This window comes from Streptomyces cavernae (assembly GCF_004023625.1).
In the GTDB taxonomy this organism is placed as follows: domain Bacteria; phylum Actinomycetota; class Actinomycetes; order Streptomycetales; family Streptomycetaceae; genus Streptomyces; species Streptomyces cavernae.
Window position 1 is genome coordinate 22,067 of the sequence record NZ_RPDJ01000054.1, and the last position, 25,180, is coordinate 47,246.

23 protein-coding genes and 1 pseudogene are annotated in these 25,180 nt (G+C 71.6%); 20 read left to right on the forward strand and 4 right to left on the reverse strand.

Annotated features, from left to right (window positions below):
* Positions 1 to 189: 189 nt before the first annotated feature.
* The gene (locus tag EF387_RS41860) at positions 190 to 1,200 is read right to left on the reverse strand and encodes a LacI family DNA-binding transcriptional regulator (RefSeq protein WP_128381853.1); all 1,011 of its coding nucleotides are present in this window, start codon (positions 1,198 to 1,200) and stop codon (positions 190 to 192) included.
* Between the two features lie 209 nt (positions 1,201 to 1,409).
* Between EF387_RS41860 and EF387_RS48950 the strand changes: the two genes are divergently transcribed.
* From EF387_RS48950 to EF387_RS41930, 16 genes and pseudogenes are all read left to right on the forward strand, one after another.
* On the forward strand, positions 1,410 to 1,802 hold the full coding sequence (locus tag EF387_RS48950; protein WP_238432003.1) for a protein kinase family protein: 393 nt from the start codon (positions 1,410 to 1,412) through the stop codon (positions 1,800 to 1,802).
* Positions 1,736 to 2,158: a protein kinase domain-containing protein gene (locus EF387_RS48955; protein ID WP_238432004.1), complete on the forward strand. Its 423-nt coding sequence runs from the start codon at positions 1,736 to 1,738 to the stop codon at positions 2,156 to 2,158. The genes EF387_RS48950 and EF387_RS48955 overlap by 67 nt, the downstream gene beginning before the upstream one ends.
* Entirely contained in the window at positions 2,119 to 2,580 is a 462-nt protein-coding gene (locus EF387_RS48960) for a PQQ-like beta-propeller repeat protein (protein WP_238432005.1), read from the forward strand. The genes EF387_RS48955 and EF387_RS48960 overlap by 40 nt, the downstream gene beginning before the upstream one ends.
* Positions 2,577 to 2,768: an outer membrane protein assembly factor BamB family protein gene (locus EF387_RS47225; RefSeq protein ID WP_162467314.1), complete on the forward strand. Its 192-nt coding sequence runs from the start codon at positions 2,577 to 2,579 to the stop codon at positions 2,766 to 2,768. The genes EF387_RS48960 and EF387_RS47225 overlap by 4 nt, the downstream gene beginning before the upstream one ends.
* 9 nt (positions 2,769 to 2,777) lie before the next feature.
* Complete coding sequence (locus tag EF387_RS41875) at positions 2,778 to 3,032, forward strand: hypothetical protein (protein WP_128381855.1); 255 nt, start codon at positions 2,778 to 2,780, stop codon at positions 3,030 to 3,032.
* Between the two features lie 218 nt (positions 3,033 to 3,250).
* A complete protein-coding gene (locus EF387_RS41880; RefSeq protein WP_128381856.1) occupies positions 3,251 to 4,039 on the forward strand; it encodes an outer membrane protein assembly factor BamB family protein in 789 nt (262 codons plus the stop codon).
* 15 nt (positions 4,040 to 4,054) lie between these two features.
* A pseudogene (locus EF387_RS41885) lies at positions 4,055 to 4,618 on the forward strand (outer membrane protein assembly factor BamB family protein); the annotation flags it as partial.
* Positions 4,619 to 4,809: 191 nt separating this feature from the next.
* Positions 4,810 to 6,747 carry an acyl-CoA dehydrogenase family protein gene (locus EF387_RS41890; protein WP_128381858.1) on the forward strand — a complete coding sequence of 646 codons (1,938 nt, stop codon included), beginning with the start codon at positions 4,810 to 4,812 and terminating at the stop codon, positions 6,745 to 6,747.
* A 296-nt stretch (positions 6,748 to 7,043) separates the two neighbouring features.
* Positions 7,044 to 8,336 (forward strand): 1-deoxy-D-xylulose-5-phosphate reductoisomerase, encoded by a 1,293-nt coding sequence (gene dxr / locus EF387_RS41895; RefSeq protein ID WP_128381859.1) that lies wholly within the window; start codon positions 7,044 to 7,046, stop codon positions 8,334 to 8,336.
* A complete protein-coding gene (locus EF387_RS41900; RefSeq protein WP_128381860.1) occupies positions 8,333 to 9,637 on the forward strand; it encodes a M50 family metallopeptidase in 1,305 nt (434 codons plus the stop codon). The genes dxr and EF387_RS41900 overlap by 4 nt, the downstream gene beginning before the upstream one ends.
* Before the next feature lie 235 nt (positions 9,638 to 9,872).
* The gene (gene ispG, locus EF387_RS41905) at positions 9,873 to 11,030 is read left to right on the forward strand and encodes a flavodoxin-dependent (E)-4-hydroxy-3-methylbut-2-enyl-diphosphate synthase (protein ID WP_128381861.1); all 1,158 of its coding nucleotides are present in this window, start codon (positions 9,873 to 9,875) and stop codon (positions 11,028 to 11,030) included.
* Positions 11,031 to 11,267: 237 nt separating this feature from the next.
* Entirely contained in the window at positions 11,268 to 12,668 is a 1,401-nt protein-coding gene (locus tag EF387_RS41910) for a glycoside hydrolase family 28 protein (protein ID WP_128381862.1), read from the forward strand.
* Positions 12,665 to 14,554 carry an alpha-L-fucosidase gene (locus EF387_RS41915; protein WP_128381863.1) on the forward strand — a complete coding sequence of 630 codons (1,890 nt, stop codon included), beginning with the start codon at positions 12,665 to 12,667 and terminating at the stop codon, positions 14,552 to 14,554. The genes EF387_RS41910 and EF387_RS41915 overlap by 4 nt, the downstream gene beginning before the upstream one ends.
* 109 nt (positions 14,555 to 14,663) lie before the next feature.
* A complete protein-coding gene (locus tag EF387_RS41920) occupies positions 14,664 to 15,512 on the forward strand; it encodes a GNAT family N-acetyltransferase (RefSeq protein WP_128381864.1) in 849 nt (282 codons plus the stop codon).
* Positions 15,513 to 15,586: 74 nt separating this feature from the next.
* Positions 15,587 to 16,156, forward strand: coding sequence for a GNAT family N-acetyltransferase (locus tag EF387_RS41925; protein WP_128381865.1), 570 nt, complete (start codon positions 15,587 to 15,589; stop codon positions 16,154 to 16,156).
* Between the two features lie 1,224 nt (positions 16,157 to 17,380).
* Positions 17,381 to 19,075: a proline--tRNA ligase gene (locus tag EF387_RS41930; protein ID WP_128381866.1), complete on the forward strand. Its 1,695-nt coding sequence runs from the start codon at positions 17,381 to 17,383 to the stop codon at positions 19,073 to 19,075.
* A gap of 794 nt (positions 19,076 to 19,869) precedes the next feature.
* On the opposite strand, the gene EF387_RS41935 is transcribed toward EF387_RS41930, so the two are convergent.
* The 3 genes from EF387_RS41935 to EF387_RS41945 are packed head-to-tail and all read right to left on the reverse strand — an operon-like array spanning position 19,870 to position 21,771.
* Entirely contained in the window at positions 19,870 to 20,766 is an 897-nt protein-coding gene (locus EF387_RS41935; RefSeq protein WP_128381867.1) for an aminoglycoside phosphotransferase family protein, read from the reverse strand.
* 37 nt (positions 20,767 to 20,803) lie between these two features.
* Positions 20,804 to 21,283, reverse strand: a complete 480-nt coding sequence (locus EF387_RS41940) for a ferritin-like domain-containing protein (RefSeq protein WP_128381868.1) — start codon at positions 21,281 to 21,283, stop codon at positions 20,804 to 20,806.
* Complete coding sequence (locus EF387_RS41945) at positions 21,280 to 21,771, reverse strand: hypothetical protein (protein WP_238432006.1); 492 nt, start codon at positions 21,769 to 21,771, stop codon at positions 21,280 to 21,282. The genes EF387_RS41940 and EF387_RS41945 overlap by 4 nt, the downstream gene beginning before the upstream one ends.
* Before the next feature lie 570 nt (positions 21,772 to 22,341).
* On the opposite strand from EF387_RS41945, the gene rimP reads away from it, so the two are divergent.
* The 4 genes from rimP to EF387_RS41965 all read left to right on the forward strand — a co-directional run.
* Positions 22,342 to 22,857, forward strand: coding sequence for a ribosome maturation factor RimP (gene rimP / locus EF387_RS41950; RefSeq protein WP_128381870.1), 516 nt, complete (start codon positions 22,342 to 22,344; stop codon positions 22,855 to 22,857).
* 2 nt (positions 22,858 to 22,859) lie between these two features.
* The gene (gene nusA, locus EF387_RS41955) at positions 22,860 to 23,864 is read left to right on the forward strand and encodes a transcription termination factor NusA (RefSeq protein ID WP_128381871.1); all 1,005 of its coding nucleotides are present in this window, start codon (positions 22,860 to 22,862) and stop codon (positions 23,862 to 23,864) included.
* A gap of 182 nt (positions 23,865 to 24,046) precedes the next feature.
* Positions 24,047 to 24,358 (forward strand): YlxR family protein, encoded by a 312-nt coding sequence (locus EF387_RS41960; RefSeq protein ID WP_128381872.1) that lies wholly within the window; start codon positions 24,047 to 24,049, stop codon positions 24,356 to 24,358.
* 150 nt (positions 24,359 to 24,508) lie between these two features.
* Positions 24,509 to 25,180, forward strand: a 672-nt coding sequence (locus EF387_RS41965) for a translation initiation factor IF-2 N-terminal domain-containing protein (protein ID WP_202918541.1), incomplete at its 3' end; no start/stop codon positions are given.

The following is a 25,180-nucleotide window of genomic DNA, read 5'->3' on the forward strand; positions in this document are numbered from 1 at the left end:
AGGAGGTAGGGGGTGCCGGACGCCCGCCAGCGGTGACAGGACGTCAAGTTCCGGGCCACCGCGGGCATGCCGGTCCGGCCTGGGGGCGAGGTGTCGAGGGAGGTGGGAGGTGGGAGGTGGGGGGTGGGGGGTGGGAGATCGGAGGTGACGGAAGGCCGGCGGGGCGGGGCGGGGCGGGCGGCCCCCGGGTCACGCCGCGGGCGCCGGCCCCGTACTCGCACGCACCGTCAGTTCCGGGCCGAGCAGCACGACCTCGTCCTTCCCGCGTCCGTCCAGCTTCGCGACCAGATGCTCCACGGCCCGCCGTCCCATTTCCTGCGCGGGAATGGCGACGGACGTCAGCCGCACGGAGGCCTGAGCCGCGACCTGGTCCGGGCAGATCGCCACGACGGACACGTCCTCGGGCACCGCCCGCCCCCACTGGCGCAGCAGCGCCAGCAGCGGCTCGATCGCGGACTCGTTCTGGACGACGAAACCGCTGGTGCCGGGGCGTTCGTCGAAGATCCGGGAGAGGGTCAGGGCCATCGCGTCGTACCCGCCCTCGCAGGGCCGGTGCAACAGCCGGAGCCCCAACTCCCGTGCCGTCGACCGCAGTCCGTCGAGGGTCCGCTCGGCGAAGCCGGTGTGCCGCTCGTAAACCGCGGGCGCCTCGCCTATGACCGCGATGTCGCGGTGTCCGAGCCCGGCCAGATGCTGGACGCAGAGCGTGCCCGTCGCGGTGAAGTCCAGATCGACGCAGGTCAGACCGGTGGTTTCGGCCGGCAGCCCGATGAGCACCGAGGGCTGGTCCGTGTGGCGGAGCAGCGGCAGCCGCTCGTCCTCGAGCTCCACGTCCATCAGGATCATCGCGTCGGCGAGCCCGCTGCCGGTGACCCGGCGCACCGCGTCGGGCCCCTCCTCGCCGGTGAGGAGGACGACGTCGTAGCCGTGGGGGCGGGCCGTGGTGGCGACCGCGATCGCTATCTCCATCATCACGGGGACGTACATGTCGGTCCGCAGCGGGACCATCAGCGCGATGATGTTCGACCTGCTGCTCGCCAGGGCCCGGGCGCCCGCGTTGGGGTGGTAGCCGAGCTCCCGGATGCTCCGCTCGACCCGCTGCCGGGTGCCCGCGGAGATGGACCGCTTACCGCTGAGGACATAGCTCACCGTGCTCGCCGAGACTCCGGCGTGCTGGGCGACCTCGGCGAGAGTGACCATCCGGCTCTCTCCAAGCTTGGTGTGAAGCGCTTCGACAGGGGGCGCTGCGGACAAGAGATCAGTGAGGGTGGCACGACAGTAGCTTGACGTCGATGCGGGTGTCCATAGGTTGTCGAAGCGCTTCGACTGCGGTGCGTTCGCACAGCCGTGCCGCTTCGTCCCTGGATCACCCTTTCCGGAGTGCGGGTTCATCCCTACCATGCCCGGTCGTGGGGGGCCATGAGGTCGGAGGGGTCGACGGGTCCGGCCGGTGGATCGGCCCGTACCGGGTCCTCGCCGTGCTCGGCGAGGGCGGTATGGGCACCGGCCACCTCGGACGCGACGCGCGAGGACGGCTGGCGGCCGTGAAGGTGCTGCGCGGCGAACTGGCGGGGGACGAGGCCATGGTGCGCCGCTTCCGTCGCGAGGCCGACGCGGCCGCGGCGGTGCGCGGGCCGGGCGTGGCTCCGGTGCTGGGCCACGACCTCGACGGTCCCGTGCCGTGGATCGCCTCGGCCTACCTGGCCGGGCCCACCCTGCGACAGGCCGTCGCGGCGTGCGGGGTCTTCGACGAGGCGGGGCCCGGGCGCTCGTTGCGGAACTGGCCCGTGCCGTCGCGGTGATCCACGGCGCCGGGCTGGTCCACCGCGACCTCAGGCCGTCCAACGTCGTGCTGACCCGTGACGGCCCGCGCATCATCGACTTCGGCATCGCCCGCCCCGAGTACGGGCTCACCCTCACGGAACCCGGCGTGATCCCCGCGACCCCCGGCTACGCCCCGCCGGAACAGGTGACCGGCCGCCGTGCGGGCCCGCCCGCGGACGTCTTCGCCCTGGGCGCGGTGCTGGTCTTCGCGTGCACGGCCAGGGACCCTTCGGCGCCGGGCACCCGGCGGCGGTCAACTACCGCGTCGTCCACGAGGAACCGTCACTCGACGGGATGCCCGACGGGCTGCTCGGGCTGGCCCGGGACTGCCTGAGCGGGAGCCCGGCGAACCGTCCCACTCCCGAGGCGGTGGCGGCGCGGGCCGAGGACATCGCCCCGGCTCAGGATGGTGTCACCGCGCTCGACGCCGCCACGGGCGGGGAGCGCTGGGCGACCCGGGACGTCGGCGCCGCCCGGGCGCTCGCCGTCGACGACACCACCGCGTACCTCCTGGACCGCGAACGCCGGGTGCGCGCCGTGGCACTGGCCGACCGCTCCCTCCGATGGACCTCCGCCCGCGCGGTCACCGGCAGCGGCACCGCCCGCGCGGCCGTGACCGACGGGCGGCTGATGGTCACCGCCGACGACGGCACCGCGGTCCTCGACACCGCCGACGGTTCGCCGAGCCGGCGCTCGACCTGGGCACGCCGGAGCTGCTCGGCGGAGGCCGGGCGGGCGCGCTCGCCCCCGCCGTGACGGACGGCGGCTTCTGCGTGGGCGGCCGGCTGCTCGCCGTACTCGACGCCCGCACCGGACGGGAACGCTGGGAACAGGACTCCGAGGACACCTTCTGGGGAGCGCCGACCGTCGCGGGCGGCCGGGTGCACGCGGGCCGTCCCGCCGAACTCTCGTGCGTGGAGGCCGATTCGGGCGCCCCACGGTGACCCGCCTCGGTGAACTACAGCGGTCTACCGCTGCGCGATGATGTCGTCGTCGGACACGCGCTGTACGGGGCACTCGGCAATCCGGCCGATTCCGGGGGCGATGGGAGCGACGACGACGGCGTCTTCACCGTCGACATCCGCACCGGCACCCTCGTGTGGACCTTCGACGACCAGGCCGAACAAGGAGGCTGGCGCCTCGCGGGCGCGGCCGGGCGGGTCTTCGTCGCCCGCCTCACCAGCCTGCGCGCGATGCCCACGCTGTGACCGCACGCCGGGGCGCGCCCCGGTCCGGGCCCGCGCCGGGGTGGGCGGGCCTGGGCCCCGGGCGTGTTCCCTCCGGCAGGAGCACTCAGGGGGAGCGGCGGGGGGATCGGCATGGAGGAGCTGCTTTCGGGCGAGCAGATGGGCGGCTTGGACGACCGGCTGGGCGGTTCGGGCGAGCAGATGGTCGGCCCGGATAACCGGCTGGGCGGCTCGGGCGAGTGGTCGGGGGGCTCGGGCTGGTTCGGCGACCGGCTGCCATCGGCCGTGCGCGCCGACATCGCCGCCCGCTCCGCCGGCGTCGGGGCCGTCCCACCGCCGCCGCCACGCCTGCCGCGCGGCGCCTCACCCGCCGTCGGCTGCTGACCGGCGGCGCGGCCCTGGCCGCGGCCGGCGCCGCCGGTACCGCCTGGTGGCTGGCCGCCTCCGCCCCGGAGGAGGCCGCGACCACGGCATCGCGCACCGCGCCCGCGCCCGCCCCCCAGGACCCGGACGGACCGCCGCGGGCGCTGTGGGAGTACCGCGCGGACTTCTACACCGACTGGGAACTCGACCGACGGGCCCTGCTCGTCGACGACACGCTCCTCGTTCCCGCGGGCGGGCGGGAGCTGTACGGCATCGACGCCCGCCGCGGCACGTTGCGCTGGACGGCCCAGGGCGTGATCCCCCACCTGACCGCGTGCGGGCCGCTGGCCGTCACCTCCACGGTGGACAGCGGCGGACGGCTGGCCGCCGTGGAGGCGTTCGACGGCCGCGTCCGGTACACGGATCCGCTCGGACTCAGCTTCGCGCTGCTGCTGCAGCCCGTGTGCGCGTCCGACGGCCGGACGGTCTACCTGGTGGGACACGAGCCGGCCGCGGACTACAGGGACGATCCCGTGCGGCGCGAGAGGTTCCTCGTCGCGTACGACATGCGGGACCGGCGCGAGCGCTGGCGGCGGCCGCTCCGGCGGAGCGGTGCCAGTGCCGTCGTCGGGGCGGTCGCCGACGGCATGCTGCTGTTCCTGTAGGAGGACTCGGTCACGGCGTACCGGAGCGGATCCGGCGCTCCGGCGTGGCGCCGCGAGCTGTCCACCACGGCGCTCGAGGTGCCCGAGGGGGCCGGGATGCCCGACCGGACCCTCGCCGCCGCCGACGACACCGTGGTGGTCACCGGCCGTGGTGTCCTCTGCCTCGAACTGCGCACCGGCCGCACCCTGTGGAGCGTCGACCCCGAGGACACGGGCGCGGACCGGAAGGGCAGGGCCCTGTACGGCGGTGCGACCATCGACGGCAGGACGGTCTGTCTGAGCAGCGACGGCCCCGACCTGCTCGTCGTCGAACGGGACCGGCGCAAGCGGCGGTGGTCCTGGTCCCACTCGTACTTCTGGTTCGGACCGGTGGCTCCGCCGCTGCTCGCGGGCGGCTATGTCTTCCCCCGGGTGGCCGCAAGCACCGAGGACGCCTGCGCGGTGGACCTGCGCACGCACAAGACCGCATGGACGCTGAAGTCCGTCGACGCGGAGGCCGCCGACCTGCAGTTGCTCGCCGATTCGCAGCGGCTGTACGTGCTGCGCGGCTCCCGGCTCCGGGGCTTCCCACTGACCTGACAATCACTCGATTGCCTGTCCGCGGCACCCGGACGCCCTCGGCCGAAACGGTGGCCCCGGGCCCGTGGGAGGTGCGCGAGGACTGGTGAGGGTGCCCGAAATCGGGTACATACGACCGAGTAGCACCGGTCGGTAACCGGGATCACCGGCCGACCCGCCCAGACCCCCGATCGCGGCGAGGTGAGCCCCTCATGACCGCAGCACCCACGAAGCCGACCGTCACCGAGCGCGAGGCGCGCGAAGTGGCCGAGGCCGCCCGGGAGCAGGACTGGCGCAAGCCCAGTTTCGCCAAGGAACTCTTCCTCGGCCGCTTCCGGCTGGACCTGATCCACCCGCACCCGCTCCCGGCAGACGAGGACGCCCAGCGAGGCGAGGAGTTTCTCGCCAAGCTGCGTGACTTCTGCGAGACGAAGATCGACTCGGCCCGCATCGAACGCGAAGCCCGGATCCCCGACGAGGTCGTCAACGGCCTCAAGGAGATCGGCGCCCTCGGCATGAAGATCGACACCAAGTACGGCGGTCTGGGGCTGACGCAGGTCTACTACAACAAGGCCCTCGCCCTGGTCGGCTCGGCCTCTCCCGCGATCGGCGCGCTGCTCTCGGCGCACCAGTCGATCGGCGTACCGCAGCCGCTGAAGCTCTTCGGCACCAAGGAACAGCAGGAGCTGTTCCTGCCGCGGTGCGCCCGCACGGACATCTCGGCCTTCCTGCTGACCGAGCCGGACGTCGGTTCGGACCCGGCGCGGCTGGCCACGACGGCCGTTCCGGACGGGGACGACTACATCCTCGACGGCGTCAAACTGTGGACGACCAACGGCGTCGTCGCCGACCTGCTCGTGGTGATGGCCCGCGTACCGAAGTCCGAGGGCCACAAGGGCGGCATCACGGCCTTCGTCGTGGAGGCCTCGTCCGAGGGCATCACCGTCGAGAACCGCAACGCCTTCATGGGCCTGCGCGGTCTGGAGAACGGCGTCACCCGCTTCCACCGGGTCCGGGTCCCCGCCGCCCACCGGATCGGCCCCGAGGGCGCCGGCCTGAAGATCGCGCTGACCACCCTGAACACCGGGCGGCTCTCCCTGCCCGCGATGTGCGCCGGCGCAGGCAAGTGGTGTCTGAAGATCGCGCGCGAGTGGTCGGCCGCCCGTGAGCAGTGGGGCAAGCCGGTCGCGCTGCACGAGGCGGTCGGCTCGAAGATCTCCTTCATCGCCGCGACGACGTTCGCGCTGGAAGCGGTCGTCGACCTGTCGTCGCAGATGGCCGACGAGAACCGCAACGACATCCGCATCGAAGCAGCCCTCGCCAAGCTCTACGGCTCGGAGATGGCCTGTCTGATGGCGGACGAGCTGGTGCAGATCCGGGGCGGACGCGGATTCGAGACAGCCGAGTCGCTGGCGGCCCGCGGCGAGCGGGCGGTGCCGGCCGAGCAGATGCTGCGCGACCTGCGCATCAACCGCATCTTCGAGGGCTCGACCGAGATCATGCACCTGCTGATCGCCCGGGAGGCGGTCGACGCCCACCTGTCGGTGGCGGGCGATCTGATCGATCCCGAGAAGTCGCTCTCCGACAAGGCGAGGGCGGGCGCGAACGCCGGAGCCTTCTACGCCCGCTGGCTGCCCAAGCTGGTCGCCGGGCCGGGGCAGCTGCCGCGCTCGTACGGGGAGTTCCACCCCGCAGGTCACGTGGATCTCTCCACGCACCTGCGCTACGTCGAGCGCACCTCCCGCAAGCTGGCCCGCTCCACCTTCTACGCGATGTCCCGCTGGCAGGGCCGCATGGAGACCAAGCAGGGATTCCTCGGGCGGATCGTGGACATCGGCGCGGAACTCTTCGCCATGAGCGCCACCTGCGTCCGGGCCGAGCTCCTGCGCAGGAACGGCGACCACGGCCGCGAGGCCTACCAACTGGCCGACGCGTTCTGCCGCCAGTCCCGCATCCGAGTCGAGGAACTCTTCGACCGGCTGTGGCGCAACACCGACGACCTCGACCGCCGGGTGGTCAAGGGAGTGCTCTCCGGCATGTACGAGTGGCTGGAGGAGGGCGTCGTCGACCCCTCGGGGCAGGGTCCGTGGATCGCGGACGCCACACCCGGCCCGTCCCAGCGAAAGAACGTCCACCGACCGATCCGCTGACCGGAGTCCGCCCGCCGGACCATCGGCTGACCCAGCCCGCAGGCTGACAGGGGACGGAGGCTGACCGAGCACGCAGGCTCACCGACCGAGGACGCAGGTTGCCCGACGCACAGGTGCGCCGGGCAGCCTGACCGGTGAGCGAGGCGCCGGGCAGCCTGACCGGTGACCGGGGCGGGGACCCGAGGCGTGGCGGTGAACCCCGTGCCGTCCGGTCGAGCCACTCCTACGGGAGAACTCCCGCCGAGGAGTGGGACACCCTGTCCTGGCCCGCCCGCGGACCGGCGACAATGGGGGCCATGAGCGACAGCCCAGCCCCCCTCGCCGACCCGCATCTCGTCTACGACCCCGGCGTCGGTGACGGACCGAGAGAGATCGTCGTCCTCGGATCCACCGGCTCGATCGGCACACAGGCCATCGACCTGGTACTGCGCAACCCCGACCGGTTCGCCGTCACCGGGCTCTCCGCGGCCGGCGGCCGGGTGTCGCTGCTCGCGGAGCAGGCCCACCGGCTGCGGGTGCGGACCGTCGCCGTCGCCCGCGAGGACGCCGTGCCAGCGCTCAGGGAAGCACTCAGCCGGCTCTACGGACCTGGGGAACCGCTCCCCGAGATCCTCGCCGGCGCGCAGGCGGCCACCGAGCTCGCCGCGGCGGGGGACTGCCACACCGTACTGAACGGCATCACCGGCTCCATCGGCCTCGCCCCCACCCTCGCCGCCCTGGAGGCGGGCCGCACCCTCGCGCTCGCCAACAAGGAATCGCTCATCGTCGGCGGCCCGCTGGTGAAGGCGCTGGCCAAGCCGGGGCAGATCATCCCCGTCGACTCGGAGCACGCGGCGCTGTTCCAGGCGCTCGCCGCGGGCACGCGCCCTGAAGTGCGCAAGCTCGTCGTGACCGCCTCCGGTGGACCGTTCCGGGGCCGGACGAAGGCGGAGCTGGCGGACGTCACCCCGGCCGACGCCCTCGCGCACCCCACCTGGGCCATGGGCCCGGTGATCACGATCAATTCGGCGACGCTGGTCAACAAGGGACTGGAAGTCATCGAGGCGCACCTCCTCTACGACATTCCCTTCGATCGGATTGAGGTGGTCGTGCATCCGCAGTCGTATGTCCACTCGATGGTGGAGTTCACGGACGGATCGACGCTGGCGCAGGCGACGCCCCCCGACATGCGGGGGCCGATCGCCATCGGTCTGGGCTGGCCGCAGCGCGTCCCCGACGCGGCGCCCGCCTTCGACTGGACCAAGGCCTCCACCTGGGAGTTCTTCCCCCTCGACAATGACGCGTTCCCCTCGGTCGGCCTCGCCCGGCACGTGGGGGAGCTCGCGGGAACCGCACCGGCAGTGTTCAATGCCGCGAACGAGGAGTGCGTGGACGCCTTCCTGAACGGCGCACTGCCCTTCAACGGGATCATGGAGACCGTGACACGGGTCGTCGCCGAGCACGGAACGCCCCGTACGGGAACTTCACTGACCGTCGAAGACGTCCTCGAAGCGGAGGCCTGGGCACGGGCCCGGGCCCGGGAGCTGACCGAACACATGACGACCGAAAAACAAATGACGACCGAGCAGACGGCGGAGGCTCGTGCATGACGACACTGATGATGATCCTCGGCATAGTCGTGTTCGTGGTCGGCCTGCTTGTGTCGATCGCCTGGCACGAGCTGGGACATCTGTCGACCGCCAAGCTCTTCGGCATCCGCGTGCCGCAGTACATGGTGGGCTTCGGGCCGACCATCTGGTCACGCAAGAAGGGTGAGACCGAGTACGGGATCAAGGCGATCCCGCTCGGCGGCTACATCCGCATGATCGGTATGTTCCCGCCCGGCCCGGACGGCCGGATCGAGGCCCGCTCCACCTCGCCCTTCCGCGGCATGATCGAGGACGCGCGCGCGGCCGCGTTCGAGGAACTCAAGCCCGGCGACGAGAACCGGCTGTTCTACACGCGCGCGCCCTGGAAGCGCGTGATCGTGATGTTCGCCGGCCCGTTCATGAACCTCATCCTGGCCGTCGTGGTGTTCGTCGGCGTGATGATGACCTTCGGCGTCAACACGCAGACCACCACCGTGGGCAAGGTCTCGGACTGCGTCATCCAGCAGAGCGAGAGCCGCTCGAAGTGCGCGGCCTCCGACCCGGAGGCACCCGCCAAGGCTGCGGGCCTCAAGGCGGGCGACAAGATCGTCGCGTTCAACGGCGAGAAGGTCCGCGACTGGTCCACGCTGCAGGAGGACATCCGCGCCAACCCCGGCAAGGACGTCACGCTCACCGTCGAGCGCAAGGGCGAGACGGTCGACCTCAAGGCCCACCTCATCCGCAACCAGGTCAGCCAGAGCGACGGCAGCGGCGGATACGTCGAGGGCAAGTACGTCTACGCCGGCTTCCTCGGCTTCACTCCGGCCTCCGGCATCGTGCAGCAGTCCTTCGGACAGTCCGTGGACCGTATGGGCGACATGATGGTCAACGGCGTCGAGTCGCTGATCGCGCTGCCCAGCAAGGTTCCCGCCCTGTGGGACGCGGCCTTCGGCGACGGCCCGCGCGAGGCGGACTCCCCGATGGGTGTGGTCGGCGCGGCCCGGGTCGGCGGCGAGGTCTTCACGCTCGACATCCCGCCGTCCCAGCAGGTCGCGATGATGCTGCTACTGGTCGCGGGCTTCAACCTCTCCCTCTTCCTGTTCAACATGCTCCCGCTGCTCCCGCTCGACGGCGGGCACATCGCGGGCGCCCTGTGGGAGTCGCTGCGCCGGAACGCGGCCCGGGTACTGCGCCGCCCGGACCCCGGCCCGTTCGATGTCGCGAAGCTCATGCCGGTCGCGTACGTCGTCGCGAGCATCTTCATCTGCTTCACGATCCTGGTCCTGATCGCGGACCTGGTGAACCCGGTGACGATCTCCTGAGCCACCCGACGACACCGGATCGTTCCTGGTCGGCCCCGGCCGACCCCGGTTCACCGGGAAGTCGCACGCGGTTCGCGGCCGCCGGACACACCGGCGGCCCGGCCGCCCGCCGCACGACGGTGACCGGCGCCGATCACCCGTACGGGATGTGAATCGTGCTGCGCGGGTGCCGTAATCTCAGGGTGGAGCCCGCTGAAAACGGGACCTCGATCCATACCTTGGGGTTGCACAGCAGATGACTGCCATTTCTCTCGGCATGCCGTCCGTTCCGACCAAGCTCGCCGAGCGCCGGAAGAGCCGGCAGATCCAGGTGGGAACCGTGGCCGTGGGCGGCGACGCACCCGTCTCGGTGCAGTCGATGACGACGACACGGACCTCGGACATCGGCGCGACCCTCCAGCAGATCGCCGAACTGACGGCGTCGGGCTGTCAGATCGTCCGGGTCGCCTGCCCCACGCAGGACGACGCCGATGCGCTCGCGACCATCGCCCGGAAGTCCCAGATCCCGGTCATCGCGGACATCCATTTCCAGCCGAAGTACGTCTTCGCCGCGATCGAGGCGGGCTGCGCCGCGGTCCGGGTGAACCCCGGCAACATCAAGCAGTTCGACGACAAGGTCAAGGAGATCGCCAAGGCGGCGAAGGACCACGGCACGCCCATCCGCATCGGCGTCAACGCGGGCTCGCTGGACCGGCGACTGCTCCAGAAGTACGGCAAGGCGACGCCCGAGGCGCTGGTCGAGTCCGCGCTGTGGGAGGCCTCGCTCTTCGAGGAGCACGACTTCCGCGACATCAAGATCTCCGTCAAGCACAACGACCCGGTCGTGATGATCGAGGCGTACCGGCAGCTGGCGGCGCAGTGCGACTACCCCCTCCACCTCGGCGTCACGGAGGCCGGACCCGCCTTCCAGGGCACGATCAAGTCGGCCGTCGCCTTCGGCGCGCTCCTCTCCCAGGGCATCGGCGACACCATCCGGGTCTCGCTGTCGGCGCCTCCGGTGGAGGAGGTCAAGGTCGGCAACCAGATCCTGGAGTCGCTGAACCTGAAGCAGCGCGGCCTGGAGATCGTCTCCTGCCCGTCCTGCGGCCGGGCCCAGGTCGACGTCTACAAGCTGGCCGAGGAGGTCACCGCGGGGCTGACCGGTATGGAGGTCCCGCTGCGCGTCGCCGTCATGGGCTGCGTCGTCAACGGCCCGGGCGAGGCCCGGGAGGCCGACCTCGGCGTCGCCTCCGGCAACGGCAAGGGGCAGATCTTCGTCAAGGGCGAGGTCATCAAGACGGTGCCCGAGTCGAAGATCGTGGAGACGCTGATCGAAGAGGCGATGAAGATCGCGGAGGAGATGGAGGCGGCGGGCGCCGCCTCCGGCGAGCCTTCGGTGTCCGTCAGCGAGTGACCACCGTCACCGAGTGACCTGAGAGTGACACTTCACCCGTGGGGGTGGGCGTTTCGCCCACCCCCACGGCGCGTTCCGTACGACGTCCACGTCTGCGCGATCTCTTGACAGCTCCGATGTATCGCAGGATCTTGTTCGAGGCTGCGACCAAAGGACCTGCTGCTGTAGGTCTTTGGCAAGGATTCATCCGATGAACAGGAAACTGTGACTGAGGAGTGGTCCACTGTGCGCGTACGCATGTCCCGACGCAGGGCGCTGGCCGCGGGCGGTCTGGCCGTGGTCGGCCCGCTGTTGCGCCCGCCCCCCGCGGCGGCCGGCGGCCGGGGCGATCCGTGGGCCCGGGTGCCCCGCGTCCTGGCCCGGATCCGTCCGCCCGTCTTCCCCCGGCGCCGGTTCGACATCAGGGACTTCGGCGCGGTCGCGGGCGCGGCCGTGCCGTGCACGGAGGCCTTCCGCCGGGCCATCGCGGCGGCTCATCGGGCGGGCGGCGGCCGTGTCGTCGTATCGGATGGCAGGTACCTGACAGGAGCCATTCATCTGCGCAGCAATGTCGAGCTGCATGTGACCGGGGACGCGGTCATCGCCTTCAGCCCCGATCCGGCCGACTACCTGCCCGCCGTGCTCACCCGCTGGGAGGGCACCGAATGCTGGAACTACTCACCCTTCGTCTACGCCCACCGAGCCCGGAACGTGGCCGTCACCGGTGAGGGCGTACTCGACGGCCAGGCGCGACTTGGACCCTGGGAGAGCTGGTACCGCACCGACGGACTCCAGGGCCCCGACCAGAAACTGCTGCGGCAGATGGGGAGTTCCGGCGTCCCGGTGGCGGAGCGCCGCTTCGGCGCCGGCCACTGGCTGCGCCCCCAGCTCATCCAGTTCAACCGCTGCCGCGACGTCCTCGTCAGCGACGTCACCATCGTCGACCCACCGATGTGGACGGTGCACCCCGTACTGTCCACCAACGTCACCGTCCGTGGCATCACGGTCGACAGCACCCTCTACAACACCGACGGCTGTGACCCGGAGGCCTGCCGGGACGTGCACATCACCGGGTGCGACTTCAACACCAACGACGACTGCGTCGCCGTGAAGTCCGGCCGTGACGAGGACGGGCACCGGGTCGGAGTGCCCAGCGAGAACATCGTCGTCCAGGACTGCCGGTTCTCCGGCCGGTGGGGCGGGCTCACGGTCGGCAGCGAGATGTCGGGCGGGGTGCGCGACGTCTTCGCCGAGCGGTGTGTCATCAACTCGCCCGCGTTCCCCGGACGTTACCCGGTCAAGTACCCGCTCTACGTCAAGGCCAGCAAAAAGCGCGGAGGCCGGATCGAGGGAGTGCACATCCGTGACTTCACAGGTGGTGGCGTCGAACGCGAGGCCGTGTTCGTCACGCTGAACTACAACGGCGGCGAGGGCGGCACACTGCCCGTCGCCGTCAGTGACATCACAGTGGACCGCACCCGGCTCGACGGCGCGCGGGCGGTGCTGAACCTCGAGGGCCTGCCGTCCGACCACATCACCGGGGTGCGTCTGTCGCGCTCCGACTTCACCGGGGTGCGCGGACCCGACAGCGTCGCGCACACCGACGGCCTCACCTTCCACCGGGTCACCGTCAACGGCACGGAGGTCACCTATCCATGAGACGTACAACGCCCGTCGCCTTATTCCTCTGGACGGCCGTACTCGCCCTGCTCTGCGGACTGTTCACCGCCCCGGCCGCCCAGGCGGGCACGGCGGGCAGCGCGCGAACGGCAGACAGCGCACAAACGGCAGACAGCGCGGGAACGGCCGGCACCGGCACGCCGGCCGCGAGCGCCCAGGCCCGGGCCGGCACGCCAGGCGCCCGGCCGTACCCTCCCCGCCAGGCCATGCTCCAGAACGCCACCGCCGGCCTCTTCCTCCACTGGGGCATGTACACCGCGCCCAAGCACTATGACTGTGCCGAGTGGGAGAAGGCCGTCACCGACGGCGGCTGGACCCCGGACTACTGGGTCGACCAGGCCCGCAAACTCCGCGCGAGCTACATCGTGCTCGCCACCTTCCACTCCCGCCTCGGCTACGCCCGCCCCTGGCCTTCCAAGATCCCGGGCACCTGCTCCACCGAGCGCGACATCCTCGGCGAACTGATCAAGGCCGCAGGGAAGAAGGGCCTCAAGGTCATCCTCTATATGACCGACGACCCCAAGTGGCACAACGAACAGGGCGTCGAGAGCCTCGACTCGGCCGCCTACTCCGCCTACAAGGGCCGTGACGTCGACCTCACCACCCGCCCCGGCTTCGGCGAGTTCAGCTACGAGAACTTCTTCGAGGTCATGGCCAACTACCCGAAGCTCGCCGGGTTCTGGATCGACAACGACAACGAGTACTGGGAACAGAACAAGCTCTACGAGCAGATCCGCGAGCTGCGCCCGGACATGACACTGAGCAACAACAACGAGGACACCCCGATCATGGACATGGTGTCCCATGAGCAGAAGACCGGGATGACCCCGCCGTACGACCAGCCCGCCGCGATCTGGACCCCCATGCCGCGCCTGACCGAGTCCTGCTACAAGGTCCCCGACACGGGCAGTTGGTGGTACGACGGCCAGGACCGGCCCGTCTCCACGGGACTCAACGTCGGCCGCTACATCGCCAACGCCGGCACCTCGATCAAGTCGCTGATGAACCTCACGGCCATGGTCAACGGCAGATTCCCGCCCCAGCAGGAGAAGTTCACCGACCTCATGGCGAACTACCTGCCGCCCATCTGGGAGTCACTGAACGGTGTCGACGGCGGCGGCTACATGTACGGCGGACTGCAACCGGGCGCCTGGAACGACGGCGCGTACGGCTACGTCACCGTCAGCCGCGCCCAGACCCCATCCCAGTACGTGCACGTCACCACCAAACCCACCACCGGCGACAGCGTCCGCATCCGCGACAACGGCCACCGGGTCGAGCGCGTCACCGACCTGCGCACCGGCAAACGCCTCCGGTTCGACCAACGCGACGGCACCCTGACCATCAAGGGCATCACCGACTGGGACCCGTATGACACGGTGTTCAAGATCAGAACGGCGCCGCAGCGCGTGGGCGTGTACCCCACCGGCACCGTCAAGGCCAGTGAACCCTCCCTCACCGACGGTGACTTCACGACCTACTCCGACAACAAGGGCGTCCTCCCCGTGAGTTACACCCTCGACCTCGGCAAGCGCCGCACGGCGGACCACCTGGGGATCAACCAGCGCGAGTGGTCGCCCACGTACAACCGCGAGACCTTCGGCAGGCTCGAGGACTCCGCGCGGATCAAGGACTACACGGTCTCGGTGAGTGACAACGGCAACACTTGGCGCGAAGTGAAGGCCGGTGTCCTGGAAAGCGCCCGCGGGACCCGCTTCATCGATCTCGGCGACGGCCTGCGCGCCCGCTTCATCAGGCTCGACGTCAAGACGACCTGGGCGGCGGCCACCGTGCCGAACTACTACCAAAAACTCAGAATCGACGAGATACAGACAGGTTTCGGCCACCCTCGGGGCCAGGGCTGACCCCTGGAGCCCCCCGCGCCGCCCGGAGGCCCCCACCGCCGGGCGGCGCGGCACATTCTCGCCAGGTACAGTGCGGAGATCAGCAGACCGTATGGTGAGGCCTCCGCACGTGTTGACCCAGACCACCACCAGGGTCCTCGAACCGAGTGACCTCGACGCCGCTCTCGCCGTCCTCGACCGCGAGCCGGTGGCGAACGCGTTCGTCACCTCGCGCGTGCAGATCGCCGGGCTCGATCCCTGGCGGCTCGGCGGTGAGATGTGGGGTTGGTACGAGGACGGAATGCTCACGTCCCTGTGCTACGCGGGCGCCAACCTCGTCCCGGTCTGCGCCACCCCGCGCGCCGTCCGCGCCTTCGCCGACCGCGCCCGCCGGGCCGGCCGCCGCTGTTCCTCCATCGTCGGTCCCGCCGAACCCACCGCCCAGTTGTGGCGGCTGCTGGAGGGCAACTGGGGCCCTGCCCGGGAGATCCGCGCCCACCAGCCGCTCATGGTCACCGACCGGCTCCCCGTCGATGTCGCCCCGGATCCCTACGTCCGGCGCATCCGCAAGGACGAGATGGAAACGATCATGCCCGCGTGCGTGGCGATGTTCACCGAGGAGGTCGGTGTCTCCCCGCTCGCCGGGGACGGCGGGCTGCTCTACCAGGCCCGGGTCGCCGAACTCGTCGGTTCCGGGCGGTCGTTCGCCCGCATAGACCAGGCCGGCCGGGTCGTCTTCAAGGCCGAGATCGGCGCCGCGACCCCGCAGGCCTGCCAGATCCAGGGCGTCTGGGTGGCCCCCGAATACCGCGGGCAGGGCCTCGCCGCCCCCGGCATGGCGGCGGTCCTGCGCTACGCCCTCGCCGACGTGGCACCGATCGTCAGCCTCTACGTCAACGACTTCAACGCCCCGGCCCGCGCCACCTACCGCAAGGTTGGCTTCCAGGAGGTCGGGGCTTTCATGAGCGTGCTGTTCTAGCCGCTGTCCGAAGGGCGCACCGTACTCGGACTGCACCGTACTGACACTTCCGGGCGGCCTGTAGTCTCGCCGACATGCTGCGTTTTCCCGGTCAGGGCCACCGCACGCCCGACGATGTCGTGATCGGTCCGCTGGATCTCGCCGCCCGCGTCGACGAGGCGCTCGCCGTGCAGGCCGTCGCCTTCGGACTCGGCCCCGACGAGATCGCCGTACGGCGCCAGATCGTCTTGCGTCACCTCGCCTATCCGGGCGCGGCCGCGCTGGGCGCCACCACCGCGGCCGACCGGCTGGTCGGCTTCGTCTACGGCATGCCGAACGACCGCGCGCACTGGTGGTCCACGGTCGTCGAACCGTATCTGCGGGCCCGTGGCAACGACCACTGGCTCGACGACTCCTTCGTCATCACCGAGCTGCACGTTCACCCGGACTACCAGAACCGGGGCATCGGCCGCCGCCTCATCACCGGTCTCACCGCCGCCAGCGGTATGCGCCGCTCGATCCTCTCGGCGATCGACATCGAGAGCCCGGCGCGGGGCCTGTACCGCTCACTCGGCTACGAGGACCTGGCCCGCCAGGTCCTGTTCCCCAGCGCCCCGAAGCCGTACGCGGTAATGGGAGCACCCCTGCCACTACGCACCCACTAACGGCTGTCCGCTGTCCGCTGTCCGCTGACCCGACCGCTGCCCCTGGGCGCTGGCCCCTGGTCGTCGGCCCGTGCCCCCTGGCCGCTGGTGGTTCGCCGCCGGGTGCTGGTGTTGGTGCTGGTCGCTGGCCGTTGGCAGTTGGTCCTTGGCCGCCCACACCGGGTCCCGGACCCTGGTCGTTGGCGTGGCCTGTGGCCTGTGGCCTGTGGCCCGTGGCCCGTGGCCCGTGGCCGTTGGTCGTTGGTCGTTGGACCGTGGCCGCTGGTTGCTGGCCCCGGCCGCTGACCCTGGGCCCTGACCTCTGGTCGTCGGCCCGGGCCCCTGGCCGCTGGTGGTTCGCCGCCTGGTGCTGGCCGTTGGCAGTCGGTCCTTGGCCGCCGGCACCGGGCCCCGGACCCTGGCCGTTGGCCGCTGGCCGCCTGTCCAGGGCCGCGGCCGCCCCTCCGGTCCCCGGTTGGCCCGCTGGTCGCTGCCCCCCGGCCCCGGCCGCTGGTTGCTGGCCGCGGCCGCCCCTCCGGCCCCCGCCCCTCTGGCCCCCGCCCCTCTGGCCAGCGGGCCCCCGGGCCCCGGGCCCGGTGCGCTCCGCGTCCGGACGGTTGCGACGGCCCTGGCCACCCTGACCGCCCTGCCCGGGGGCCGGATGGCCGCCCGGCTTCGGAGCGCCGGGCGGCCGCCCGGGTACGGCGTGGACGGCGCGGCGGGAGCCGACGGTGGAGCCGCGGGCGGCCTGCCGTCGTGCAGGGCGATGGCGCGTTGCATCGCCCTGCGGGCGCGGGGCGTGTCGCGGGCGTCGTGCCCCCGGCCCTCGGCCCCCGCCCGCTGGTCGTTGCCGCCTGCCGCCTGCCGCCTGCCGCCTGCCGCCTGCCGCCTGCCGCCTGCCGCCTGCCGCCTGCCGCCTGCCGCCTGCCCCGGCCGCTGGCCCCCGGCCCTTGGCCCTGGGCTATGGCTCCGGCCCCGGGCCTACGGCCGGCCCCGCCCCCCGGCCCTACAGCCGCCCCCCGGCCCTACAGCCGCCCCCCGGCCCTACAGCGGGCCCCGGCCCCGGCCGACTCCGGCGCGGAGAGCAGGCCCGGTGCGGAGGCCCCGAGAGTGGGGGGCGGGTGGTGGCGGTGGGGGCGTGGGACCCGCGGCGTCGACCTCGTCGGATCAAAAGCGATTTCCGCCGCCCCCTCCCACCCGGCTAACCTCCTTGCCATCACCCTTACGCAGCAGGAGTCGAGAATCATGGCCCAGGTCCAGCGCATGTCCCGTTTGATGGTCAAGACACTGCGTGACGACCCGGCGGACGCCGAGACGCTCAGCCACAAGCTGCTCGTCCGTGCCGCCTACGTACGGCGCAACTCCGCGGGGATCTGGACCTGGCTGCCCCTCGGCAAGAAGGTCCTCGACAACATCTCGCGCGTGGTCCGCGAGGAGATGGACGCCATCGGCGCCCAGGAGGTCCTCCTCCCTGCCCTGCTGCCCAAGGAGCCCTACGAGGCCTCGGCCCGCTGGGAGGAGTACGGCGACCTGCTGTTCCGCCTCAAGGACCGCAAGGGCGCCGAGTACCTCCTCGGTCCGACCCACGAGGAGATCTTCACCCTCGTGGTGAAGGACCAGGTGGCCTCGTACAAGGACCTGCCGGTCATGCTGTACCAAATCCAGACGAAGTACCGCGACGAGGCCCGTCCCCGCTCCGGGGTACTGCGCGGCCGCGAGTTCCAGATGAAGGACTCGTACTCCTTCGACACCAGCGACGAGGGCCTCGCCGAGTCCTACCGACTGCACCGCGTGGCGTACCAGAAGATCTTCGAGCGCTTGGGCCTGGACTACCGCATCGTCTCCGCCGTCTCCGGCGCGATGGGCGGCTCGGCCTCCGAGGAGTTCCTGGCCCCGGCCCCCGCCGGCGAGGACACCTTCGTGGACTGCCCGAACTGCGACTACGCGGCGAACAGCGAGGCCGTCACCTTCGCCCTGCAGCCCGTCGAGGGCGCCGAGCACGGCGCGGTCGAGGAGCTGGACACCCCCGACACCCCGACCATCGAGACCCTCGCCGAGTACCTGGGCGTTCCCGCCTCGGCCACCCTCAAGAACCTCCTGGTGAAGGTCGACGGCGAGATCGTGGCCGTCGGCGTCCCGGGCGACCGCGAGGTGGACCTGGGCAAGCTGGGCGAGCACCTCGCGCCCGCCGTCGTCGAACTCGTCACCGCCGAGGACTTCGAGGGCCGGGTAGACCTGGTACGCGGCTACGTCGGCCCCCAGGGGCTCGACAAGGTCCGCTACATCGCCGACCCCCGCGTCGCCCCCGGCACGGCCTGGATCACCGGCGCCAACAAGGACGGCAAGCACGCGAAGAACGTCGTCGCGGGCCGTGACTTCGAGGTCGACGACTACCTCGACGTGGTCGTCGTCGAGGAGGGCGACCCCTGCCCGAAGTGCGGCACCGGCCTCAAGCTGGACCGCGCCATCGAGATCGGCCACATCTTCCAGCTGGGCCGCAAGTACGCCGACACCTTCCAGCTCGACGTCCTCGGCCAGAACGGCAAGCCGGTCCGGGTGACCATGGGCTCCTACGGAATCGGCGTCTCCCGTGCGGTGGCGGCCCTGGCCGAGCAGAGCGCCGACGAGCAGGGCCTGTGCTGGCCCAAGGAGGTCGCCCCCGCCGACGTCCACGTCGTCGCCGCGGGCAAGGCCCTGCAGACGGAGCTGGCGCTCGACGTCTCCGAGAAGCTGGCCGCGGCCGGCGTCCGGGTCCTGGTGGACGACCGGGCCGGTGTCTCCCCGGGCGTCAAGTTCACCGACGCCGAACTCATCGGCGTCCCACAGATCCTCGTGGCCGGCCGGCGCTCCGCCGAGGGCGTCGTTGAGCTGAAGGACCGCAGGACCGGTGAGCGTGAGGAGCTGACCGTCGACGAGGCGATCGCCCGCCTTTCGGCCTAGTGCCCCGACAGGCAACGTTCGCCCCGTCGCGACGCCCGGCACTCCCCCGAGCTCTTCGAGCAGGGGGACCCCCACTCCCACTCGCCGCACCGGCCGAAAGCCCAAGTACGTCCGGTACGAGGGCTTCCGGCCGGCACTCCCCAAGCTCTTCGAGCAGGGGGTACCCCCAGAGCACGCTCCCCCAAGCTCTCGACTTCTCCCCACTCTCGGCTGCGCTCGAGCGGGGGGACCCCCATGAGCAGGGGGACCCCCATGACGCCGCTCCTTGACGGGCAAACGTTGCCTGCCGCGGCACTAGCCACCTCCACCCGCCCACGCGGCAGCCCGCAGACCGGCCCGCCGGTGCGGACCCGGTGGCACACCGTGACGGTGGCCGCCGGGACCTGCGCCGACGCCAGGTCCGCGGGCACCCGGCCCTCTGCCCTCATCGGGGACGCATACGCGGAAAGTCGGCGGCCGACCGCCGCGCTCGGACTGCCGGCGCGGCGGACCCGGCGAGACGGCGCATCTACCTGGCCGAGGCGGACGGGCTCGACTTCAACCCGGCCGCCGCGCCAACTCGGCCAGGGACAGGCCCGCTGCTCTGTGAGGCCAGGGACGGGCCCGCTGCTCTGTGAGGCCAGGGACGGGCCCGCTGCTCTGTGAGGCCCGGGACAGGCCCGCTGCTCTGTGAAGATGCGCATGCTCCGCGCGTCCGCGGCAGGAATCCTGAGGGCACGCCCCTGAGGACACGCCCTCAGGTCAGACGGTTCCGCCACCGACGGGCGGCGGGGGCAGGGACCCGCCCACCACGCCTACAGCCACCCCGCGAACTCCAGCAGCAGTTCCGCGTCCTGACCGCGGCCCACCCGGCGCGCGCGCACACCCGACTCCACCGCGCGGAACAGGGTCCACCCCCGCAGCCGCTCCTGGTCGACGTCCAGTGACTCCGCCAGCCGCTTGATACGACGGCGGGTGACGGCAGCGCCGGACGGGGAGGCGATCACGTCCTCCACCCGGTCGCGCACCAGCCGCGCCAGGTCGAAGGCGCACTCGCCGACCAGCGGATCGGGACCGACCACCAGCCAGGGCATGCGCTCACCGGCCAGCACCTTGCTCTGCCGGAAGGTGCCGTGCAGCAGCCGCTCCTCCGGCGGCGCGGCCACCAACTCCGTACGGACCGCGAGGGCCGCGTCGACGAGCGGCGCCACCTCGGTGTCGGTCCCCGCACTCGCCCGCATCGCCTCGGCCTGCCGCCCGGTCCGCTCGGCCACCGTCTCGAAGGGATGCCCGGCGGGTGGCTCGACCCACAGCCGGCGCAGCGCCCCGGCCGCCTCCAGCATCGACTTCGCCTCCGGCAGCGACCGCACGGAGACCTCGGGATGCAGCCGCTCCAGGAGCATCACACCCGCCTCGCCCCCGAGCAGCCGTACGGCGCCCCGCCCCTCCCAGTGGGCGAGCGCTGCCCGCTCGGCCTCGGGGCGGGCGCGCGGCGGGGCGAGCTTCAGCACGGCGGGAGTGTCGTCCGGCAGCCGCACCAACACCACCAGGCTGCTGCGCCCACCGGGAACCTGCACCCTCTCCACCGTCAACTCGCGCAGGGACACGGCCTGTTGCGTTATGTCGGGCAGTTTCTCCAGCCAGTCGCGGGCTTCCTGCTGCCGCGTCTCGGCGAGCGCCCTCACGAGACGGCGCGGCGGTTCGAAAGCCATGCGCGAGTCGTTCCCTTCCCGGTACGCGGGGTACGCGTCACGTCTGCGGTGTCGTCGGTGTCGTCGGCGGGTCGGCCGCCGCGGCCCGCTCGGCGAGCCCAGGGAAGGCTACGCTGCTCCCGCGCCAGCGCACGGCCCGCACCGCCGCGTCCCGCAACGCCTCGGCCGCCGCGGCCCGCCGGGCGCCGGCCGCGGCCCTGACGAGATCGGAGTAGACCCCTGCGATCCGCTCCTCAAGCTCGGCCGCCAGCCGCAGGGCGTCGGCGGAGCCCGAGACGGCGAAGGGCAGGGAGTACGCGGCGCCGGCGGCGACGGGCTTGCCACCGAGGTCCAGCACCGTGCGCTCCAACTCGTCGCGCCGGGCGCGATGGGCATCGTAGGCGGCCCGCGCCTCGGCCTGCCGCTCGGTACCGATCCGGCCACCGACCACCCCGTACCCGTAGACGGCGGCATGCTCCGCGGCGAGCGCCGCCTGCAGGGCCTTCAGTACCTCCGCCCGGTCAGCGGTCCCGCTCACGTATCGCCCTCCACGGCCTTCGCGCTTTCCGACAGCAGATACACATGCGCGGCGCCGGCCGCGGCAACCGAGGCCAGCAGCCGGGCCAGTTCCCCCGGTACCTTCGGCAACGCCTTCGTGCGCCGATCCGCGAGCCGGCGCTCCTGTTCCGCCAGCGCCAGCAGGGCGGCCTTCCCGTCGGACGGTACGGGGGAGCCGGACGCGCTCGGCGACCCGGAGCCGGCAGTGGGGGAGGGCGAGCGCGCGGACTTGGGCGAGGCGGGCCCGGCGAACGCCGACACATGACGCGTGACGTCCGCCCGCAACGGCGCCAGTCGGTCGGCGAGCCCCGGATGTGCCGCGATCACCGCGTCGTACCGCGCTCCGAGCTCCTCGCTGTCCCGTGCGGCACGCGCGCGTACCGTCTCGGCGGCCGACCGCTCGCTGTTCGCGCGCTCCTCGGTGGCGGACTCGGGGGCGCTGCAGCCCGCGAGAGCGAACGCACCCACGAGCAGGCTCCTGCGGGGCGGGCCCGAGCGGGTGCGCGACGGCGGAGGCAACGGCACGGCAGACGTCCTCGACAGGCTCGTACGAAAGGGAAGGGCCGGGGCTGGCCCGCTCGGGGAGCCCCCGGGCCCGTGATCACCGTACCCGCGCCCCACCCGCACACCCACCAGCGGCCCTCCCGGGCACACGCCCGGAGCACACGCGGGCGCACGCCGCTGAGCCGACCCGGTACGTTTCGCCCCCTTCGTGCGTGGTGGATCACGGCAGCGGGGAGAACCCGCGCGCGAGAAGCCACGCCCGAGACGAACCCGCGTCCGGGGACGAACCCGCGCCCGGGACGAACCCCGCGCCCGGCGCAACCTCCCGCCGACGCCAACCTCCGCCCGGGAGCAACACGCGGCCGCAACAGGCCGGTGCCCGCGAGAACCCGCCCGGGAAGGGACGGCATCGCGCGCTCCCGCCTGGGAACCCGCCCCGCACCCGATGGACGGCAACACCCCCGCCGACCGGATACCCTTTGACCTGACACACGACCTACCCACAACAGCACACGCGGCCGAGGAGTCACCCGGATGAGCACCACCCAGAGCGAGAGGCTGCGAGAACTGCTGGAACCGCTCGTACGCTCCCAGGGACTCGATCTCGAGGAGATCGCGGTGGACGCGATCGGACGCAAGCGTGTGCTGAGGGTCGTCGTCGATTCCGACGAAGGCGCCGACCTGGACCGGATCGCCGATGTGAGCCGAGCGCTCTCGGCGAAGCTGGACGACAGCGACGCGATGGGCCAGGGCGAGTACACCCTGGAGGTCGGCACCCCCGGAGCGGAGCGCGAGCTCAAGGAGCACCGGCACTACGTACGCGCGACCGACCGCCTGGTCAGGTTCCAGCTGACCGAGGGCGCCGGGAGTGAGCTGACCGCCCGGATCCTGAAGGTCGACGACGAAGGCGTCGACGTCGAGGTCCCCGGGGTCAAGGGGCGCAAGCCCACCGCCAGGAGGCTCGCCTTCGCCGACGTCGTGAAGGCCCGCGTCCAGGTCGAGTTCAACCGCAAGGACAAGAAGGACATGAAGGAAGAGGAGGAGGCGTAGCCGTGGACATCGACATGAGTGCCCTGCGGGGCTTGGTACGGGAGAAGGAGATCTCCTTCGACCTGCTGGTGGAAGCGATCGAAGCCGCCCTCCTCATCGCCTACCACCGCACCGAGGGAAGCCGCCGCCACGCGCGCGTGGAGCTCGACCGGGAGACCGGCCATGTGACCGTGTGGGCGAAGGAGGACCCCGAGGACCTCGAAGAGGGCCAGGAGCCCCGCGAGTTCGACGACACGCCGTCCGGCTTCGGCCGCATCGCCGCCACGACCGCCAAACAGGTGATCCTGCAGCGTCTGCGCGACGCCGAGGACGACGCCACGCTCGGTGAGTACGCGGGCCGTGAGGGTGACATCGTCACCGGTGTTGTCCAACAGGGCCGCGATCCCAAGAACGTGCTCGTCGACATCGGCAAGCTCGAGGCGATCCTCCCGGTGCAGGAGCAGGTCCCCGGCGAGACGTACCAGCACGGCATGCGGCTGCGCTCCTACGTCGTCAGGGTTGCGAAGGGCGTGCGCGGGCCCTCCGTCACGCTCTCACGCACCCATCCGAACCTGGTGAAGAAACTCTTCGCCCTGGAGGTCCCGGAGATCGCCGACGGATCGGTGGAGATCGCCGCGATCGCACGTGAGGCCGGTCACCGTACGAAGATCGCCGTGAGGTCCACCCGCAGCGGTCTGAACGCCAAGGGCGCCTGCATCGGCCCGATGGGCGGCCGTGTGCGCAATGTCATGGGCGAGCTGAACGGTGAGAAGATCGACATCGTCGACTGGTCCGACGACCCGGCCGAGATGGTCGCCAACGCGCTCTCCCCGGCCCGGGTGTCCAAGGTCGAGGTGGTCGACATGTCTGCCCGCTCCGCGCGGGTGACGGTCCCGGACTACCAGCTGTCGCTCGCCATCGGCAAGGAGGGCCAGAACGCCCGACTGGCCGCGCGGTTGACCGGTTGGCGCATCGACATCCGGCCCGACACCGAGCAGGCCGCGCAGCCCGCCGAGAAGCCGGAATAGAACACTCCGTGAAGTCCGGGAGTGATCGCGGAATAGACCGGAGCCGCGCCGCGCTGAGCTGAAAGGCCTGCACCGTCGCGGTCAAGAGCAAGATCCTGGCCTTACGTGGCCGAGATCTCGACAACAACCGTTCGATTCTTGCCCCAAAGGGGTGAGGTCGGTGCGGGGAGGTAGACTTAAGAGTGTCTGGCCGGACGCGTACCCGAGCATGCCCTGAGCGCACCTGTGTGGGATGCCGGGAGCGAGCGGCCCAGAGCGATCTGCTGCGCACCGTGGCGGTCGAGGGCGTCTGCGTCCCCGATCATCGCGGTACGCTGCCCGGCCGGGGTGCGTACGTACACCCCGCACTGGTCTGTCTCGATCTGGCGGTCCGCCGCCGGGCGTTCACTCGGGCGTTGCGTGCCCCAGGAGCGCTCGACACAGCGGCGTTGCGTCAGGCCGTCGAAAAGACCGTTGCCGATCAGGCCGAGCAGGCTGATCGGGCAACACCGTAAGAACGTGGTCGTGCGGAACCCCCCGTGCGGTCCTGGTACCTCGCGAGTCGAAAGCAGGTCGAGATTGCGATGAGCACTCGATGAGTACGCGATGAGTACGCCCATGAAGTAGCGACGGTCCGGCCGCAACCCGGACCTAAAAGGAGCGAAGTGGCTAAGGTCCGGGTATACGAACTCGCCAAGGAGTTCGGTGTGGAGAGCAAGGTCGTCATGGCCAAGCTCCAGGAACTCGGTGAATTCGTCCGTTCGGCGTCTTCGACGATCGAGGCGCCCGTAGTACGCAAACTGACTGACGCCCTCCAGCAGGGCAACGGCGGTGGCGCCAAGCCCGCCGCCCCCCGCAAGGCGACGCCGGCCCGTCCGGCCGCGCCCTCCCCGGCGCAGGCCGCGCGTCCGGCCGCGCCACGCCCGGCGGCACCCAAGCCCCCCGTGGCCGAGCGTCCGTCGGCCCCGCAGGCACCGCAGGCCCCGACTCCGGGTCCGCGTCCCACGCCCGGCCCGAAGCCCGCGCCGCGCCCCGCGGCTCCGGCTCCGGCCGCGCCCGAGTTCACGGCACCGCCGTCGGCTCCCGCCGCACCGTCCTCCGGCCCGCGTCCGGGCGCCCGTCCCGGCGCCCCGAAGCCGGGCGGCCGTCCGGCCCCCGGGCAGGGCGGTCAGGGTGGCCAGGGCCGTGGCGACCGTCCGGGCGCTCCGCGTCCGGGTGGCCAGGGCTCGCGTCCCGGTGCCCGTCCCGCAGGCCCGCGTCCGGGCAACAACCCGTTCACCTCTGGTGGCTCCACCGGTATGGCGCGCCCGCAGGCGCCCCGTCCGGGCGGCGCGCCC

Coding starts and splice junctions, on each gene's coding strand:
- EF387_RS41860 (WP_128381853.1), bottom strand. CDS start 1,200: ATGGTCACTCTCGCCGAGGTCGCCCAGCACGCCGGAGTCTCGGCGAGC.
- EF387_RS48960 (WP_238432005.1), top strand. CDS start 2,119: ATGCCCGACGGGCTGCTCGGGCTGGCCCGGGACTGCCTGAGCGGGAGC.
- EF387_RS41890 (WP_128381858.1), top strand. CDS start 4,810: ATGACCGCAGCACCCACGAAGCCGACCGTCACCGAGCGCGAGGCGCGC.
- dxr (WP_128381859.1), top strand. CDS start 7,044: ATGAGCGACAGCCCAGCCCCCCTCGCCGACCCGCATCTCGTCTACGAC.
- EF387_RS41900 (WP_128381860.1), top strand. CDS start 8,333: ATGACGACACTGATGATGATCCTCGGCATAGTCGTGTTCGTGGTCGGC.
- ispG (WP_128381861.1), top strand. CDS start 9,873: ATGACTGCCATTTCTCTCGGCATGCCGTCCGTTCCGACCAAGCTCGCC.
- EF387_RS41910 (WP_128381862.1), top strand. CDS start 11,268: ATGTCCCGACGCAGGGCGCTGGCCGCGGGCGGTCTGGCCGTGGTCGGC.
- EF387_RS41915 (WP_128381863.1), top strand. CDS start 12,665: ATGAGACGTACAACGCCCGTCGCCTTATTCCTCTGGACGGCCGTACTC.
- EF387_RS41925 (WP_128381865.1), top strand. CDS start 15,587: ATGCTGCGTTTTCCCGGTCAGGGCCACCGCACGCCCGACGATGTCGTG.
- EF387_RS41930 (WP_128381866.1), top strand. CDS start 17,381: ATGGCCCAGGTCCAGCGCATGTCCCGTTTGATGGTCAAGACACTGCGT.
- EF387_RS41935 (WP_128381867.1), bottom strand. CDS start 20,766: ATGGCTTTCGAACCGCCGCGCCGTCTCGTGAGGGCGCTCGCCGAGACG.
- rimP (WP_128381870.1), top strand. CDS start 22,342: ATGAGCACCACCCAGAGCGAGAGGCTGCGAGAACTGCTGGAACCGCTC.